Here is a 16,616-nt window from a genome sequence, read left to right on the forward strand (position 1 = left end):
AATAGAAGATTCTCTAAATTTGTGCGTTAATTATCAAAAGATTTCAATTGAATCCAAAAACTAAAAAATACATCATTACAGGAATTAAACTTACAATTAGTATTGCTTTAATCTATTATATATTTTTTGTAAAACTACATATCTTCGATATTTTTAGCCATTACAAAAATGCCAATTGGATTTATATTTTTATTGCCGTAATTCTGTACGTTATTTCACAAGCCTTATCTGTCTTTCGATTAGATTATTATTTTCGAGATATCCATCTTGATTTATCTTATAAATCAAATGCACGCTTGTATTTCTTAGGAATGTTTTACAACACTTTTGTTCCGGGTGGAATTGGCGGCGATGCGTACAAAGTTTATGTTTTAAATAAAAATTATAAAATCAGTTTAAAGAAAATTTCTCAAGCTGTTTTTCTCGATAAAATTATTGGACTTTCAGCAATGTTGCTCATTATTGTATTTTTAGTTTTCTTATCTAATCTAACAGATTATCCATGGATACAATATGGTTCTTTAGCCATTTCTCTGATTGGTTTTATTACTGTTCCTTTTATTTTAGGTTTAATTTTCCCTATCCATAAACGTACTTTTTACAACTCGATGATTTATTCTATTGTTTTACAACTGATACAAGTTGGTATGTTGTATTTTGTTTTGGAAGGATTGAATATTCATCCCGAGAATTTCAGTATTTATTTATTGATTTTTTTAATATCAGGAATTTTATCGATTATTTCGTTTAGTGGTTTCGGAATTAGAGAAGCAGTGTTTATGTATGCAGCTCAGCGATTTCATTTCGATGAAACTTTAGCAACAAGTGCAGCATTTATTTTCTCTATTATCACCATTTCAATTTCATTTATTGGGATTATTTACCTGTTTAAAGGAGTCAAAATAGAGGAGAAAAAGAAAAAGACGAAAATTTCTTTTTAAAATCTTAAAATTATTTATTTGAAATGAAAAGAGTTATGATAAAAGTGTGAATTTTATTTTAAATTTTTCATTTTAACTATTTGGATTATTCAAAAACAGCCCTATATTTGCAATCCAATTACGAAGGTCTCTTAGCTCAGCTGGTTCAGAGCACCTGCCTTACAAGCAGGGGGTCACTGGTTCGAATCCAGTAGGGACCACTTTTTAGACAATAAGAAGTCTATTCGAAAAAAATCTTAAATGAACCTTAGGTCTCTTAGCTCAGCTGGTTCAGAGCACCTGCCTTACAAGCAGGGGGTCACTGGTTCGAATCCAGTAGGGACCACTTTTTAGACAATAAGAAGTCTATTTGAAAAAAATCTTAAATGAACCTTAGGTCTCTTAGCTCAGCTGGTTCAGAGCACCTGCCTTACAAGCAGGGGGTCACTGGTTCGAATCCAGTAGGGACCACTTTTAGACAATAAGAAGTCTGTTCGAAAAAAATCTTAAAATGAACCTTAGGTCTCTTAGCTCAGCTGGTTCAGAGCACCTGCCTTACAAGCAGGGGGTCACTGGTTCGAATCCAGTAGGGACCACATAAAGACAATAGAAAGTCTTTCAAATAAAATTCTAAACAGGTCTCTTAGCTCAGTTGGTTCAGAGCACCTGCCTTACAAGCAGGGGGTCACTGGTTCGAATCCAGTAGGGACCACAAAAAAACGCTTTACAATTTGTAAAGCGTTTTTTTATGTTATTTTTTATTGAATAATGATTTATAAGGAATTAGAAATAAGATTAAAATTAGAACAGAAAAAACAACTCCTTTTTTACTATGTTCGAAAGAATGATAATCTATAAATTCATCGTTTTTATCTGAATAATATAATTCATATTTATCTCCAATATTCATATTTATACATGGTTCACTTAATATTTTAGTATTATAATTTTTATCATTATATAAAAATGTAATTGAGTAAGCTCCATTACCTACACCACAGTTCATTTCTGATACAGTTATTTCTTTCTTGTTTTTATCATTTATCACTAAATCATTTACCCTTAAGGTATAAATTTCATAAAACGAGAAAATAAACAATACAAAAGCTATTAAAAGTTGATTTTTAAAATAAAATTTATTCATCTATTTAATTATAAATGCCATCGAATACAAACATAAAAAATCCTCGATAATTAATTATCGAGGATTTATCTTTTTAAAATCTTAATCTTACACCATTTTCGGTTGTAAAGGCTTTTTTACGGAAAAGGAACAAAGTAAGTCCTCCAATAAAAATAGCCGAATCTGCGATATTAAATACAGGCTGAAAGAACTTATAATGTTGTCCGCCTATAATTGGAATCCAAGAAGGCCAATCAAACTCCACAATTGGGAAATAAAGCATATCTACGACACAGCCCGTAAACCAACTAGAATAACCAGCGAAGTTTGCTTGTGCGACACCTTGATATCCTACCCAATCCTGAAACATTTCATTGTAAGTAGTTCCTTTATCGAAAATAACGCCATAAAAAATTCCATCAAGTACATTCCCTATTGCACCTGCCAAAACAAGCGCAATCGGAATGATAAAGAAGTTATTATTTAGTTTTTTCGACCATGCATTAATATAGTAGATAATCATTCCGATTAAAGCAATTCGTAAAAGTGATAAAACTATTTTTCCTGTTTCTCCTCCGAAATGCATTCCATATGCCATTCCAGGGTTTTCTACAAATGCTATTTTAAACCAACCCAAAACATCTACGTCTTCACCTAAAAAAAAGTGTGTTTTTACGTAAAATTTTGAAATTTGATCAATGATTAAAACCAAAATGGTAATGAGTACTACTTTTTTCAAAATACTTGATTAACGTTGCATATTTTTAGCTTCGATGCTTAATGTTGCATGCGGAACTAATTTCAAACGATCTTTGTTAATTAATTTTCCTGTTACACGGCAAATACCGTATGTTTTGTTCGAAATACGTAACAATGCATTTTTCAAATCACGGATAAATTTATCTTGGCGTGCTGCTAATTGTGCATTTTGTTCTTTCGACATGGTTTCAGAACCTTCCTCAAACGCCTTGAACGTTGGAGACGTATCGTCAGTACCATTGTTACTATCGTTCGTGTAAGCTTCTTTCAATAATTCGTAATCTTTTATCGCTTGATCTAATTTCTCTTGAATTATTGCTCTAAACTCTTCCAACTCTGCATCAGAGTACCTTACTTTTTCATCTGTTGTTGCCATACGCTTACAGTTTTGTAATCGCAATTTGCGTCATCAATCCATTAATTTCAACCTCTGCTCCCTTTGCAACTTGGTCTTGTAAAACAAGATCTTCAGCTAATGTTTCAGAACAAATGTAATCTTTGTTTTGCTCGACTGCATTTACGATTGATTCATCATTTTTTAAGTTAAGTATAATTTTGTCGGTTACTTCTAGTCCGGTTTCTTTACGTATATTTTGAATTCTATTTACCAATTCACGTGCAACACCTTCATTAATTAATACTTCAGTTAATTTTAAATCAAGTGCTACTGTCAATGTAGAATTAGAAGCAACAGTCCATCCTGGGATGTCTTTTGTAGCGATTTCAAAATCTTCTAAATCTAAAGTTAATGTTTTGTTGTCAATTAACAAATCTATTTTACCTGATTGCTCTAATTTAACAATTTCTTCATTCGTTAATTCTGCTGTAGCAGCCGAAATAGCTTTCATTTCTTTTCCATATTTCGGACCTAAAGTCTTGAAATTAGGTTTAATAGATTTCACTAAAAGACTTGATGCTTCTTCGTTTGTTAAAAGTTGAATTTCTTTAACGTTAACTTCTTGTTTCAATAATTCTGATACAGCTTCCAAATTAGCTTTCATCGTATCATTCAATACAGGAATCATTACTTTTTGTAATGGTTGACGTACTTTGTTATCACTCAATTTACGAAGTGATAAAATCATACTTGTCGCCGTTTGTGCTAAATGCGTTTGTTCTTCTAATTCGGTTTTAATCAATGATTCGTCTGCAACGGGGAAATCTGCTAAATGCACAGATTCTGCAGGATTTTTACCTGTAGCTGCATTCAAATCTTTGTACAAACGATCCATGAAGAATGGTGCGATTGGAGAACCTAAAATTGAAACCGTTTCTAAAACTTTGTACAATGTTTGGTAAGCTGCAATTTTATCTTTCGAATAATCACCTCTCCAAAAACGTCTTCTTGATAAACGTACGTGCCAATTTGATAAATTATCAATTACAAATTCTTGAATAGCACGAGCCGCTTTTGTTGGTTCATAATCTGTTAAAAAGGCATCAACTTTTTTCGTTAATGTATTCAATTCAGAAATAATCCATTGATCTAATTCAGCTCTTTCATTTACAGGAATTTCTTCTTCTTCAAATGTAAATCCGTCCACATTCGCGTATAATGCGAAGAATGAATAGGTATTATATAATGTTCCGAAGAATTTACGACGAACTTCGTCCACTCCAGCAATATCAAATTTTAAGTTTTCCCAAGGTTGCGCATTCGCAATCATGTACCAACGTGTTGCATCAGGACCATAAGTTGCCAATGTATCGAATGGATCGACAGCATTCCCCAAACGTTTTGACATTTTTTGACCATTTTTGTCTAATACCAATCCGTTTGACATTACATTTTTATATGCTTTCGAATCAAAAACTAATGTTCCGATTGCGTGTAATGTATAGAACCAACCACGTGTTTGATCGACACCTTCTGCAATAAAATCAGCTGGATACATTGTTCCATTATCAATCAATTCTTTATTTTCGAATGGATAGTGAACTTGCGCATAAGGCATTGCTCCAGAATCAAACCAAACGTCAATCAAATCCGCTTCGCGTTTCATTGGTTTTCCTGATTCAGAAACTAATGTAATTTCATCTACTACATTTTTGTGTAAGTCGATTAAATCATAGTTTTCTTCTGTCATATTTCCAACTTCGAAATTTTGGAAAGGATTAGAAGTCATTACGCCTGTCGCAATTGATTTTTCAATTTCAGCAACTAATTCTTCTACGGAACCAATTACTGTAACTTCATCCCCTTCTTCAGTTCTCCATATTGGCAATGGAATTCCCCAATAACGAGAACGAGATAAATTCCAATCATTGGCATTTTCTAACCAGTTTCCGAAACGTCCTTCTCCAGTCGCTTTAGGCTTCCAATTGATTTCTTTATTCAATTCAACCATACGGTCTTTCACATCCGTTACCTTGATAAACCAAGAATCTAATGGATAATATAAAATAGGTTTGTCTGTTCTCCAACAATGTGGGTAACTGTGTTTATATTTCTCTACTTTGAAGGCTTTGTTTTGCTCTTTTAATAAAATCGCGATTTCTACATCAACCGATTTTTCAGGAGCAGTTCCATCATCGTAATATTCATTTTTTACATATTTACCTCCATAACCTTCTGGTAAATCAGCCACAAAACGACCTTGTAAATCTACTAAAGGAACAGCATTTCCATGCGTATCTAATACCAACATTGGTGGAACACCAGCTTCTTTTGCAACACGCGCATCATCCGCACCAAAAGTAGGCGCAGTATGTACGATACCTGTACCATCTTCTGTTGTTACGAAATCTCCAGGAATTACTTGGAAAGCATTCTCTGCATTTTCGTAAGGCAACGCCCAAGGTAATAGTTGCTCATAACGAGTTCCAACAAAATCAGCACCTTTGTATTCTCCTACAATTCTATAAGGAATTGTCTTATTTCCTGCCGCATAAACTTTAAAATCTTCTTCTGTTTCTGCTAAGAAATATGGTTTACCGAATTGTTTAGCAACCAATGGTTTTCCTAAAATTACGCGAATTGGCTCGAATGTATATTGATTGAATGTTTCAACTACAACATAATCGATATCTGGACCAACTGTTAACGCTGTATTTGATGGCAACGTCCAAGGTGTTGTTGTCCAAGCTAAGAAATACACATCTCCATCAAAATCATTGAATAAATCTGTAGAATCTTTGTTTACTTTAAATTGAGCAACAATCGTTGTATCTGTAACATCTTGATAAGTTCCTGGTTGATTTAACTCGTGTGAAGATAAACCTGTACCAGCTTTAGGAGAATATGGTTGAATTGTATAACCTTTGTACAACAAATCTTTGTTATAAATTTGCTTCAACAACCACCAAACAGACTCCATATATTTTGGTTTATACGTGATATATGGATCTTCCATATCCACCCAATAACCCATTTTTTCAGTCAAATCATTCCACAAATCTGTGTAACGCATTACTGTACGTTTACACGCTTCGTTATATTCTTCAATTGAAATTTTAGTTCCAATATCTTCTTTGGTAATTCCTAATTCTTTCTCAGTTCCCAATTCTACTGGTAAACCATGCGTATCCCAACCCGCTTTACGAAAAACTTGTTTTCCTTTCAAGGTTTGGTAACGACAAAATATATCTTTGATAGAACGTGCTAAAACGTGGTGAATCCCTGGCTTTCCGTTTGCAGAAGGAGGACCTTCATAGAACACAAAAGATGGATTTCCATCACGCGTAGAAATACTTTTTTCGAAAACATTATTTTGTTTCCATTCTTCTAACGTTTCTTTTGAGACTTGTACCAAGTCTAAGTGCTTATATTCTCTAAACTTTTTTGCCATCGAATTCTTTCTTATTTCTTCTAAATCAAGGAGTGCGAATATAAGAAATTTTTACATATTTTTATTGTTATAGAAACGAAAATCATATTAATAATTGCTTAAATTTATCCCGATATTATAGATTTAACAATTCTTGAATAAAAATCAGATGTTTTCAGATTTAATTCAGCATTAACCAAATAATTAACAACAATTTTTAAAGATATTTTTTCGATGAAAAAAGGCTTCAAATATTACTCGATTCTATTCATTATTTTGCTTTTTGCAAGTTGTTCCAAAAACGAAGATTATACGGTTTTGATTCCAACTGATGCAGATTTTGTTGCGTTGATAAATCCAAAATCAATTGCAGAAAAAGGTAATTTTCAGAAATTAGAACAATACAAAATTTATCAATTAGCCGAAGGCGAACTTAAAAATCAAGATCCGACTTTTGATCAATTATTAAATGATATCAAAAACAATCCGACCTCAGCAGGCGTAGATATTATCAGTCCTATTTACCTTTTTGGGCAAAAAATTAATGGAAAAAATATGGTTGCGTTGATTACAAATATGCGCGACAAAGATCAGTTTGAAAAACATTTATCAACCATTTACAAAGGTTTATACAAAAAAAATATTTCGTTTGAAAAGAAAGATGGTTTTACGACGATTTCTGGATTCAATAAACCGTTTATGGCTTGGAATAAATCTCAATTTTTATTGATTGTTTCTGAATTTGGTGTTGGAGAAAAAGCAATTCAAGATTATTTTACGAAAATTATCAACGATAAACATTCACTTGCGAAGGAAAATAATAGTTTTGGAGATTTTGTTAAAAACTCGCAGGATATCAACATTTGGTACACTGGAAACTTTTTGAAAAACTTCTCAAAACACGAAAGTTCTGAAAAGAAAAACCTTGATTTCACAAAAAGTTCTTGGGTTAATTTTATTTCCTTTACTTCGGACGGAATTAGTTTTACACAAAAATTTCATCCAGATGCAATTACAAAAGTTGAATTGCAAAAACATCCGATGTGGAAATCAAAAATCAATACTGATTTTTTTAAATATTTTCCTGCACAAAGTTACATGAATATTGGACTTGGAATTTATCCTGCCAACACGCGTTATGTGTTCGAAAATCAAAATTTCTTGACTACTTTTTTAGAACAATATGAAATTGATTTGAACAAATTAGAACAAAGTTTTGAAGGCGAAGCTTTGTTTAGTGTTTATGATTTTGAGATCGGAAAAGCATTTAATCCAAATGATTTTTTTGGTAAGAAAGAAGCTTTTATTAAGCAGGTTGTTTATCCGCAATTTGTTTTGGGTGGAAAAATGAAAAATGATCTTTTCTTCAACGAATTTATTAAAGCCCATCAAGAAAATATTCAGAAAATTGGATCTTATTACATGCTGCCACTTTCGACAAATATGAAGATTTATATGACGTACAAAAACAATTTGATGTACATCACAAATAATCAATCGATCATGAATCAATATTTAAACAACATGGTAAGTTCTTCAAATTTTGTTACATCAGAATATGCTACAAATGCTTCAAATCCGATGTTTGGTTACGTGAATTTAAATTTTGATCAATATCCAAAAGAAGTTCAAAATTATATTTATCAACAAATTCCGTTCGGAAATACGAAAGAAATGCAAACGGTTTTATCTTATTTTGATCACATCGATTACCGCGTTTCGAATGAATACACAAAAACAGGAAAAATACATATGAAAAAGACGGATAAAAATAGTTTGGAAGTGATTTTCTTACTTTTAGACCAAGCTTATTCACTATTTTTCAATCAAGCTGCACAACAAAATGGAAATTAAAATCAGTCAACTTGTTCCGCATCCTTTGAAGGAATTTGGGTTCGAACAATCTGAAATTTGGAAAAATACATACACTTTTTCGAGTGGAAATATTTATCAAATCGTTGCACATTCTGGTGTTGGAAAATCGACGTTGATTAATATTTTGTACGGTGATAGAAAAGATTATGACGGAGAAGTTTTATTTGATGGACAAAATATTAAGAATTATTCTTTGAATGATTGGACAAAAATTAGACGTGAAAAAATTGCGTATGTTTTTCAAGGTTTACATTTGTTTGAAGAATTGACTTTGATGGAAAATATTCAATTAAAAAATGTATTAACGCAACATCAATCCGAAAATCAAATTATTGAATGGATCGAAAAAGTTGGTTTAAAAAGTCATTTACATCAAAAAGCGATTCATCTTTCTTATGGTCAACGTCAACGAATTGCTGTGATTCGTGCACTTTGTCAACCATTTGATTTTTTGCTTTTGGACGAACCTTTTAGTCATTTAGATGAAGTAAATCAACAACTTCTGATTGATTTGGTTACCGAAGAAGCTACAAAAAATAACGCTGGAATCATCTTTACAAGCTTACACGAAATTCACGATAAACGCCTTGCAAATGTCATTCAACTCTAAAACTTTAATCGAAAAATTAGTTCGTAAAAACCTAAGTTTCTTGCGAATTACAACCTTTTGTTTTTTCTCAATCATTGGATTTTTCATCTTGATTTTGGCTGGAACAATTTATTTGGATTATGCCAAAAATTTTGGAGAAGATAGTTCAGTTTGGAAAGCAAATTATGTGGTCTTAAACAAAAAAATATCGTCTTTACAAACGTTGACTGGTGAAAAACCAAGTTTTAGTGAAAATGAAATTAATGATTTGAAATCACAGAATTTTGTTGCAAAAGTTGGAACATTCAAAAGCAGTCAATTTCCTGTAAAATTGCAAGTTGGTGGTGTTGCTGGAATTCGTGGTTTTTCGACTGATTTATTTTTTGAATCTGTTCCTGAAGATTTTATTGATGTAAAAGAATCAGATTGGAAATGGCAAGAAGGACAAGATTTTATTCCGATTATTATTCCGAAAAGTTATTTGAATTTGTACAATTTCGGTTTTGCAACAAGTCAAGGTTTACCACAAGTTTCGGAAGGATTATTTACTAAAATTCCTTTTCAATTGATTTTAGGAAAAGGAGAAAATCAGAAAGTATATCAAGCAAGAATTGTCGATTTTACGACTAAAATTAATACCATTTTAGTTCCCGAAAACTTTTTGGAGTGGGCAAATCAAACGTATGCACCTCTAAAAAGTTTAGCACCATCAAGAATTGTTGTTGAAACGAAATCTCAAGGTGACGAAAATGCTTCGACTTATTTTGAGCAACAAAATTATGATATCAACAAAGATGAATTGAAAAATAATGAATTGACGTATTATCTAAAATTAGCTTTTTCGTTGGTTTTATTTATTGGTTTAATCATTGTTTTTGCAGCGATTTGGTTGATGATTATCAATTTTCAATTGATGATTGAAAAGAATAAACACAAAACGAAAGATTTATTTTTGATTGGATATAACATCAATCAATTGGCTCGTCCGTATCTTAAATTTTCGATTATATTTATGTTAATCAGTTATATTATTTCGATTCCGTTGGTTTATTTTATTTTGGATATCATCAAAGAAAAAGTCGGTAAATTTATGGCAACAGAAACTTCGCATGTTTGGGAAGTGATCGGTTTTGGATTAATCATCGTGATCATTTTATTCATCATTAATAAAATAATTTTGACACAATCCGTCAAAAAAATTGCTTTGAAAGATTAATACTAAATTTTATAAAAACACAAAAAAGGATTCTGAAAATTTTCAGAATCCTTTTGTTTATGCTTAATATTCTCGATTAGAACGAATATCCAACTCCTACAGAAAACGAATGATTTTTTACATCTCCAACTTCTACATTGTTATTGTTTTTATTATCTCCTATTTTAGTTAATCCCATATAATATCTCGCTCCAACATTGATATTGTCTGTTACATTATATCCCAAACCGAAGTTAACACCAAAGTCAAAGTTTTTTACATCATCTTTTACATCAAACTTTTGTTCTGTTGTGTAAACGGTATTATTCGCATATGTACTTGTAGATTGTTTGTTGCTCGCATACAGATTAAATCCAAATTGTGGACCAGCCTCTATATTAAAACGAGATGCAGCAGGATAGTATTTGAACATGATTGGAACTTGAATATAATCTAAAGTCGTTTTGTTTTTACTTTTTACAGTTGTATTTCCTACTTCCATTACTTCGTCTTTGTACTTTCCTCCCATTCTTGTAAAATTTACCTCTGGTTGAACGGCAAATTGATCAGTAATTGGAAAGTGTCCATAAAGACCTGCGCTAAAACCTACTTTATAATCATTATCATTTACATCTTTTCCATTGAAAGAAGACATATTTACACTGGATTTAATACCAAATTGTGGCGATGTAGTTTTTTCTTGTGCGCTCAAACTTACAACTCCTAACATTGCAGCAGCAATAAAAAATATTTTTTTCATCTTTTAAATTTTATAGTTCTAATTATGATGTATGCATAATTTCAAGTCTTGTGCCAAATAATGTTAAAAAAGAGTACTACAAATATTAATTAACTCATTTTAAATATATTAATCATTTAATTTTAACATTCATAAAAGCATATTAATAAAAAAAAGCTACATCTTTCGATATAGCTTTTATAAATTATACGTTATTTTCTATTAGAATTTATAAGCAAAACCAACAGATACTGCATTATATTTCCAATCTACAGTGTTATTATTTTCTGGACCAGCAGAAATTCCTTTATACCCTGCATATAAATCCCATGTTGAAGCAGAATAGCCAATTTTAGGCTGCCAAAATAAACCTCCTTCATAACCGTCAGTTGTAGCGAAAGCATAACCTAAATCAGCACCTACAAATAAATTATTTCCAAACTCGTATTTAGCTGTTGCTGCTAATGGAATAAATCCAACATCATCTTTTTCAGCTACAACTACATTATTAATTTTAACCCGTTGTGCATTTTAAATAATTTGGGTTTTTAGATTATTAATATTTCGATTAAAGTATGTTTTATTAATGTACTGAACCACAGTAAGTGCAGTAATTTTAGCTAAAATTCTGGTTTTAAATCCTTCGAAAGTCTTTGCATAATTTCGTCTAATCATAAACTGATCACATAGTTGAGAAAATAACGTTTCAATTCTTTTTCGATACTTTTTGAATGGATAAAACTGAGGTTTATACTCTTTTTGATTGGATCTTTTCGGTGTTTCTAATCGAATATTGGCTTCATTAAATAAGTCAATTTGAATTGTTTGTGACAAATAGCCTCTGTCACCAAGTAGCACACAATCTGACAGTTGAGATTTTATATCTTTCAAAAAATGAATATCATGAACAGATGCGGGACTAATATCAATACTCTGGAAAACACCAGTTAAAGAACAAACAGCATGAAGTTTATAGCCATAAAAAGACATTTGCTGAGAAGCACAAAAACCTCTATTTGGTGCACTATACTGATGTTCTTTGCAAATTTTAGAGCGATTAATTCTTGCTATTTTGCACACCTCCAACGGCATACTATCAACGATAAAACAATTTTCAAATTCATTAAATTCTTTCGCTAATTTGAGGCGAATACTATTAATTTGCTCTGATAATCTTCGTTTTCTACGATTGTAAATACTACGCTCAATTTTACAACTTAACGCATTAGGAAGATTTCGAAATAAATGATTTTCACTATCAATACCCATAAATTCAGCTGTTAAAACAAGACTTATGAGTTCTAAATCAAAAAGTTTAGGTTTTCTACGTTGATAAATTAAAAGTGTATCTCTTGATATTTTTCGAAGAACTTCCAATATTCTTTCGTAATTTGCAAGTAAGTTGTTCATTGTAAATGTTTTGTAGTTAAAACAATTTACTGATTTTCAATCAAATGAACAACTTTATTCTTTATTAATCAAAATGCACAACGGGTTAATTTTATACTCTTTTCCAATAAAATGATCATAACCTACTTTAGCACCTAATTTAAAGTTATTTGCAATAGGATGTAAATAAGCTAAATCTACTCCGATATTAAATGAAGATACATCTGCTGTCTCTCCTACTGGAATACCTACGTGAACTGTACCTTCTATACCTGTTGTTTGCGCTGAAACTCCTACCATACCTGCTACTGCGAAAGCAGCTGTTAATAATACTTTTTTCATTTTTATAATGTTTTAAAATATTTACAATTTTGTTAAACTTATTTGCATAATTTCAATTTATGTGCCAAAGTTAAAAACTAGATAATGATAAAAAATACTAAAATTAACAATAACCTAATATTCAGAACTTTATTTCACAAAAAAAGCTCCAAAATAATTTTTGGAGCTTTTCTGTGTTTATTGATTTGACTTATTGTCCGACCATTTTGTATAAAATATTCTGTTGTTGTTTCGCATAATTGGTATCAATTTCTGCAGCTACACCAATCATTTCGTCTAAATAATTAAACTGATTCATGATTTTTGCTTGATCAGCTGCGTCAACTTTTCCATCTGCCACAACTTCTTTATATAAGGTTTCGAATTTCTTCAATACAGGATTATAAGCAGATTCGAAAACTTTCAATGCTTTTTCTTTATCACCTCTTTCACCTAAAGCGGAAGCTTCGTTGTAGATTGACATCATCAAATCATTTTTAGCCGCGGCTAAATCTGAACCAATTGAATATCCTTTCCCTGAAGGCAACGACTCAAAGAAAGCTATTTTCGCATTTGCTTCTTTACGAACATGTGCAAACAATTCTTGTGCTTTTTTATCCTCTCCAGCTTTCAAATAAATTCCGACAATTCTACTTACTCCATAACCAATGTCGTATTTCGCTAAAGCAGGAATTTCTAACATCACTTTGTCCAAAACTGCAATCGCTTCTTTTTTGCGTCCAGCATTCAATAAATCATCTGCCAAACGAACCGCAGTATTTCTATAAGAAGATGTGTAGTTACGTTCTGTCAAACTAAATGACGCATCAGGATTATTATATCCAGACCATTTGTATGAATTAAATGTTCTTAATAACATATCATTATCAGAAGCTCCAATAATTCCTCCTTTACCAAAAGGGGTATAAATCGGAACTAATTTATAACTCATTCCAGCATTCAATAAATAATCATTCATGTAGAATGTATTTTCTGGATCAGAAATTCCTCCACCACTAAAGTAAATAGGACGATCCCAATTGTATTTCGCCATCATTGACAACAACAATAAATTGTTTTTGAACAAACTTGACGCTTTGATATTAATTGTGATTGAATCAACCATTTTATCGGCATCTTTTGCACTTACAATTCCATATTTTAGCGCGTTTGCTTTATTTACAGGAACTACAATTTTAGAAACAGGTAAATAATTTGCTCCACCAATTGGATAACCAAAATAATCTGCTAAAGCTTGTTTTTCTGGTGATTTATTATCTAAAATAAAATCCATCGCTTCTTTAGCGGTCATACTATCTGTCGTTAAATATTTTTGTAAAGGTTTTAAACTTTTATAAACTGACATCACTTGGTTTGGATCAATTTCAGGATCAGATAAATATTGAGCAACTTGCTCGATTGGCATTTGACTTAACGTTTCTAATGTTTGATTAGATCCTGGTTTGATGAAACCATTTATTTGATCAAAAATATTTTTAATTGAACCTCCAACCACAAAAATTTGATCGTTAGTTCCAGATTGATAATCTTTCGGTTTCAAATCACTTGGAAGTGGTGCTGCATTGTACGTTCTGCGTAATAATTGCTCTAAATTCCATGGAGAAGCAGCCAACGTTAAATTCGCAATTTTTACATCATCACGGAAATTTTCGGTTTCTTGTAATCCCCAAAGTGGATAAGTATCATTGTCACCATAGACAAAAAGAATAGCGTTTTTATCGAGCGGATTCAGATAATTGTACGCCAAAGAATAAGCTACAGAACGCTCTGAACGATCATGATCGTCCCAGTTTTGAGCTCCCATTAAAATTGGAATACCAGCTAAAATTACAGTCGTTCCTATTGCTAAAGATGGTTTCAGCTCTTGCTTCATCAATTTCTGAAGTAATAAATAAACTCCTTGCACACCTAAACCTGCCCAAATCGCAAATGCATAGAAACAACTTACCAATGCATAATCACGTTCACGAGGCTCGAAAGGTTTTACAGATGTGTAAAAGATGATTCCGACACTTGTTAAAATAAACAATGACAACAATGACCACCAGTTGACAAAATTTCTGTTTAATTGTGTAAATAATCCGATTAAACCTAAGAATAATGGTAACATGAAATACACATTTGTTCCATCATTTCTATATTCATCTGGTAATTTTGATTGATCTCCTAAACGTGGATTATCAATAAATGGAATTCCTGAAATCCAGTTACCTTTTGTAATCTCGAAATTACCTTCTAAATCGTTTTGACGACCAGAGAAATTCCACATAAAGTAACGGATAAACATATAGTTGATTTGGTAATCAATAAAGTAATTAAATTGTTCACCAAATGTAGGTGGTTCGATATCTAAAATCTCACCATATTTCTTAAGTTCTGCAACTTTTAATTGTCTGTTTTGACGTTTCTCTACTAATTGCGCGTACATTTGTTGCGCTTCTTTATCCCCCGCATATTGTGCATTCAAAGAGAATTTTGGAAAAGCATAAACTGCTGCATAATTCTCCATTACACCTGGGTCAGGACTGAACATTTTAGGGAAAAACTTCACATATTTATCTTCGTATGTATAATCTAAACGATCCGAAACTTTCAAATATTTTCCTGTACGTTTATCCTTAATATATTCAGAACTACGAACTGTACTTTCTGGCGCTCCATTAGTATCACGCTTGATTCCGTCACTTGCAATATGAGCCGTAAAAACTGGTCCGTACATCACAGGCCAAGAACCATATTGTTCACGATTAAAATAATCTAAAACACCCAAAGCTGTATCAGGATCATTCAAATTCATGTGAGGATTTGCGTTTGCACGAATCGGAATAACTAACCAACATGAGAAACCAATCAACATAAAAATCACACACCACGAAATTGTATTCAATAATGCTGAACCATATTTCTGTGTTAATTTAATCGCAAAATAGAAGACTGCGATTAAAATAATAGCGGCGATAATTGTCCCAGAATTGAAAGGCATTCCCAAATTATTGACTACATAAATCTCTGTTCTACCAAAGAAAGTCATTACAACTGGGAAAATTATTTTGAATACAAAAGCTAAAATAATCAATGTAATAACATTTGCGATTAAGAAACTTTTGATTGTAAATCTATATTTTCGAGCATAGTATACAAAACAAACTGCTGGAATTGCTAACATTGCCATTAAGTGAACACCAACCGATAAACCAATCACCAACGAAATAATTACCAACCATTTGTTTCCTCTAGGTGTATCTGCGACTTGATCCCATCTTGTAATCAGCCAAAATAATAGCGCAGTAAAGAAAGATGCCATTGCATAAACTTCTCCTTCTACCGCAGAAAACCAGAATGTGTCGCTAAACATAAAAATTGCAGCTCCAACTAATCCACTTCCTAATGTTATAATTTTTTGAGAAGCATTTAGTTCAATCGCATCGACATTCATTGGATCTTGCGTTTTTGCAAACATTTTTCGAGCAAAATATGTAATTGTCCAAAACAAAAACATAATTGTTCCTGCACTATACAAGGCAGATGTACTGTTGATTAATATGGCGTATTTGCTTCCGTCACCAAAAGCTAAACCAGACCAAACTGCTCCCATTATTTGGAACAAAGCTGCTCCTGGTGCATGCGTAATTCCCAATTTTGCTGATGATACAATGTACTCACCACAATCCCACAAACTCAGGTAACGTTCCATCGATGCCAAATACAATATTGTCGCTATCAAGAACATCGCAACACCCAAGATGTTGTTCCACTTTTTGAAATTTATATCCATTTTGTTTTAATAAACTATCTTGCGAAAATAAGATAAAAAATTGATATAGCTTAGGATTGAAATGATTAAATTCTGATTAGAATCTCATCTAAACAATATAGATTTATCGAATATTTTAAAATTAATTTTAAAGTTTCTAATCG

Annotated in this window: 12 protein-coding genes and 5 tRNA genes; 9 read left to right on the forward strand and 8 right to left on the reverse strand. The window is 31.8% G+C overall.

The annotated features are described in order from the left end of the window. Window positions 1-47 precede the first annotated feature (47 nt). From ACTS9J_RS13315 to ACTS9J_RS13340, 6 genes are all read left to right on the forward strand, one after another. On the forward strand, window positions 48-941 hold the full coding sequence (locus ACTS9J_RS13315; protein WP_171622364.1) for a lysylphosphatidylglycerol synthase transmembrane domain-containing protein: 894 nt from the start codon (window positions 48-50) through the stop codon (window positions 939-941). A 125-nt stretch (window positions 942-1,066) separates the two neighbouring features. Next, window positions 1,067-1,141 (forward strand) — tRNA-Val (locus tag ACTS9J_RS13320). Window positions 1,142-1,191: 50 nt separating this feature from the next. After that, a tRNA-Val gene (locus tag ACTS9J_RS13325) sits at window positions 1,192-1,266 on the forward strand. A gap of 50 nt (window positions 1,267-1,316) precedes the next feature. Next, a tRNA-Val gene (locus ACTS9J_RS13330) sits at window positions 1,317-1,391 on the forward strand. 50 nt (window positions 1,392-1,441) lie between these two features. Next, window positions 1,442-1,516: transfer RNA gene (locus ACTS9J_RS13335), tRNA-Val, on the forward strand. 41 nt (window positions 1,517-1,557) lie between these two features. Next, window positions 1,558-1,632: transfer RNA gene (locus ACTS9J_RS13340), tRNA-Val, on the forward strand. A 39-nt stretch (window positions 1,633-1,671) separates the two neighbouring features. On the opposite strand, the gene ACTS9J_RS13345 is transcribed toward ACTS9J_RS13340, so the two are convergent. The 4 genes from ACTS9J_RS13345 to ileS form a co-directional block, all read right to left on the reverse strand. Next, window positions 1,672-2,064 (reverse strand): hypothetical protein, encoded by a 393-nt coding sequence (locus ACTS9J_RS13345; protein ID WP_188319080.1) that lies wholly within the window; start codon window positions 2,062-2,064, stop codon window positions 1,672-1,674. A gap of 73 nt (window positions 2,065-2,137) precedes the next feature. Next, window positions 2,138-2,782: a lipoprotein signal peptidase gene (locus tag ACTS9J_RS13350; protein WP_448353324.1), complete on the reverse strand. Its 645-nt coding sequence runs from the start codon at window positions 2,780-2,782 to the stop codon at window positions 2,138-2,140. Window positions 2,783-2,791: 9 nt separating this feature from the next. Further along, window positions 2,792-3,178, reverse strand: a complete 387-nt coding sequence (locus ACTS9J_RS13355) for a TraR/DksA family transcriptional regulator (RefSeq protein WP_115001530.1) — start codon at window positions 3,176-3,178, stop codon at window positions 2,792-2,794. A gap of 4 nt (window positions 3,179-3,182) precedes the next feature. Further along, the gene (gene ileS, locus ACTS9J_RS13360; RefSeq protein ID WP_448353325.1) at window positions 3,183-6,590 is read right to left on the reverse strand and encodes an isoleucine--tRNA ligase; all 3,408 of its coding nucleotides are present in this window, start codon (window positions 6,588-6,590) and stop codon (window positions 3,183-3,185) included. Window positions 6,591-6,803: 213 nt separating this feature from the next. Here ileS and ACTS9J_RS13365 point away from each other — a divergent pair, with 213 nt between their 5' ends. From ACTS9J_RS13365 to ACTS9J_RS13375, 3 genes are read left to right on the forward strand one after another with little or no spacing between them, the layout of a single operon-like run. After that, window positions 6,804-8,423 carry a DUF4836 family protein gene (locus ACTS9J_RS13365; RefSeq protein WP_448353326.1) on the forward strand — a complete coding sequence of 540 codons (1,620 nt, stop codon included), beginning with the start codon at window positions 6,804-6,806 and terminating at the stop codon, window positions 8,421-8,423. Next, the gene (locus ACTS9J_RS13370) at window positions 8,413-9,054 is read left to right on the forward strand and encodes an ATP-binding cassette domain-containing protein (RefSeq protein ID WP_115001533.1); all 642 of its coding nucleotides are present in this window, start codon (window positions 8,413-8,415) and stop codon (window positions 9,052-9,054) included. Before ACTS9J_RS13365 ends, ACTS9J_RS13370 begins: the two co-directional genes overlap by 11 nt. Continuing rightward, window positions 9,038-10,249: an FtsX-like permease family protein gene (locus ACTS9J_RS13375; RefSeq protein WP_448353327.1), complete on the forward strand. Its 1,212-nt coding sequence runs from the start codon at window positions 9,038-9,040 to the stop codon at window positions 10,247-10,249. Before ACTS9J_RS13370 ends, ACTS9J_RS13375 begins: the two co-directional genes overlap by 17 nt. 76 nt (window positions 10,250-10,325) lie before the next feature. Here ACTS9J_RS13375 and ACTS9J_RS13380 read toward each other — a convergent pair whose 3' ends face one another. From ACTS9J_RS13380 to ACTS9J_RS13395, 4 genes are all read right to left on the reverse strand, one after another. Then, a complete protein-coding gene (locus ACTS9J_RS13380; protein WP_448353328.1) occupies window positions 10,326-10,988 on the reverse strand; it encodes a porin family protein in 663 nt (220 codons plus the stop codon). A 510-nt stretch (window positions 10,989-11,498) separates the two neighbouring features. Continuing rightward, window positions 11,499-12,377, reverse strand: coding sequence for an IS982 family transposase (locus ACTS9J_RS13385; protein WP_448353131.1), 879 nt, complete (start codon window positions 12,375-12,377; stop codon window positions 11,499-11,501). A gap of 54 nt (window positions 12,378-12,431) precedes the next feature. Next, complete coding sequence (locus ACTS9J_RS13390; protein WP_448353329.1) at window positions 12,432-12,698, reverse strand: hypothetical protein; 267 nt, start codon at window positions 12,696-12,698, stop codon at window positions 12,432-12,434. Window positions 12,699-12,888: 190 nt separating this feature from the next. Further along, a complete protein-coding gene (locus ACTS9J_RS13395) occupies window positions 12,889-16,473 on the reverse strand; it encodes a glycosyltransferase family 117 protein (protein WP_448353330.1) in 3,585 nt (1,194 codons plus the stop codon). Between the last annotated feature and the right edge of the window lie 143 nt (window positions 16,474-16,616).

The sequence above is a fragment of the Empedobacter sp. ULE_I140 genome (genome assembly GCF_053482575.1).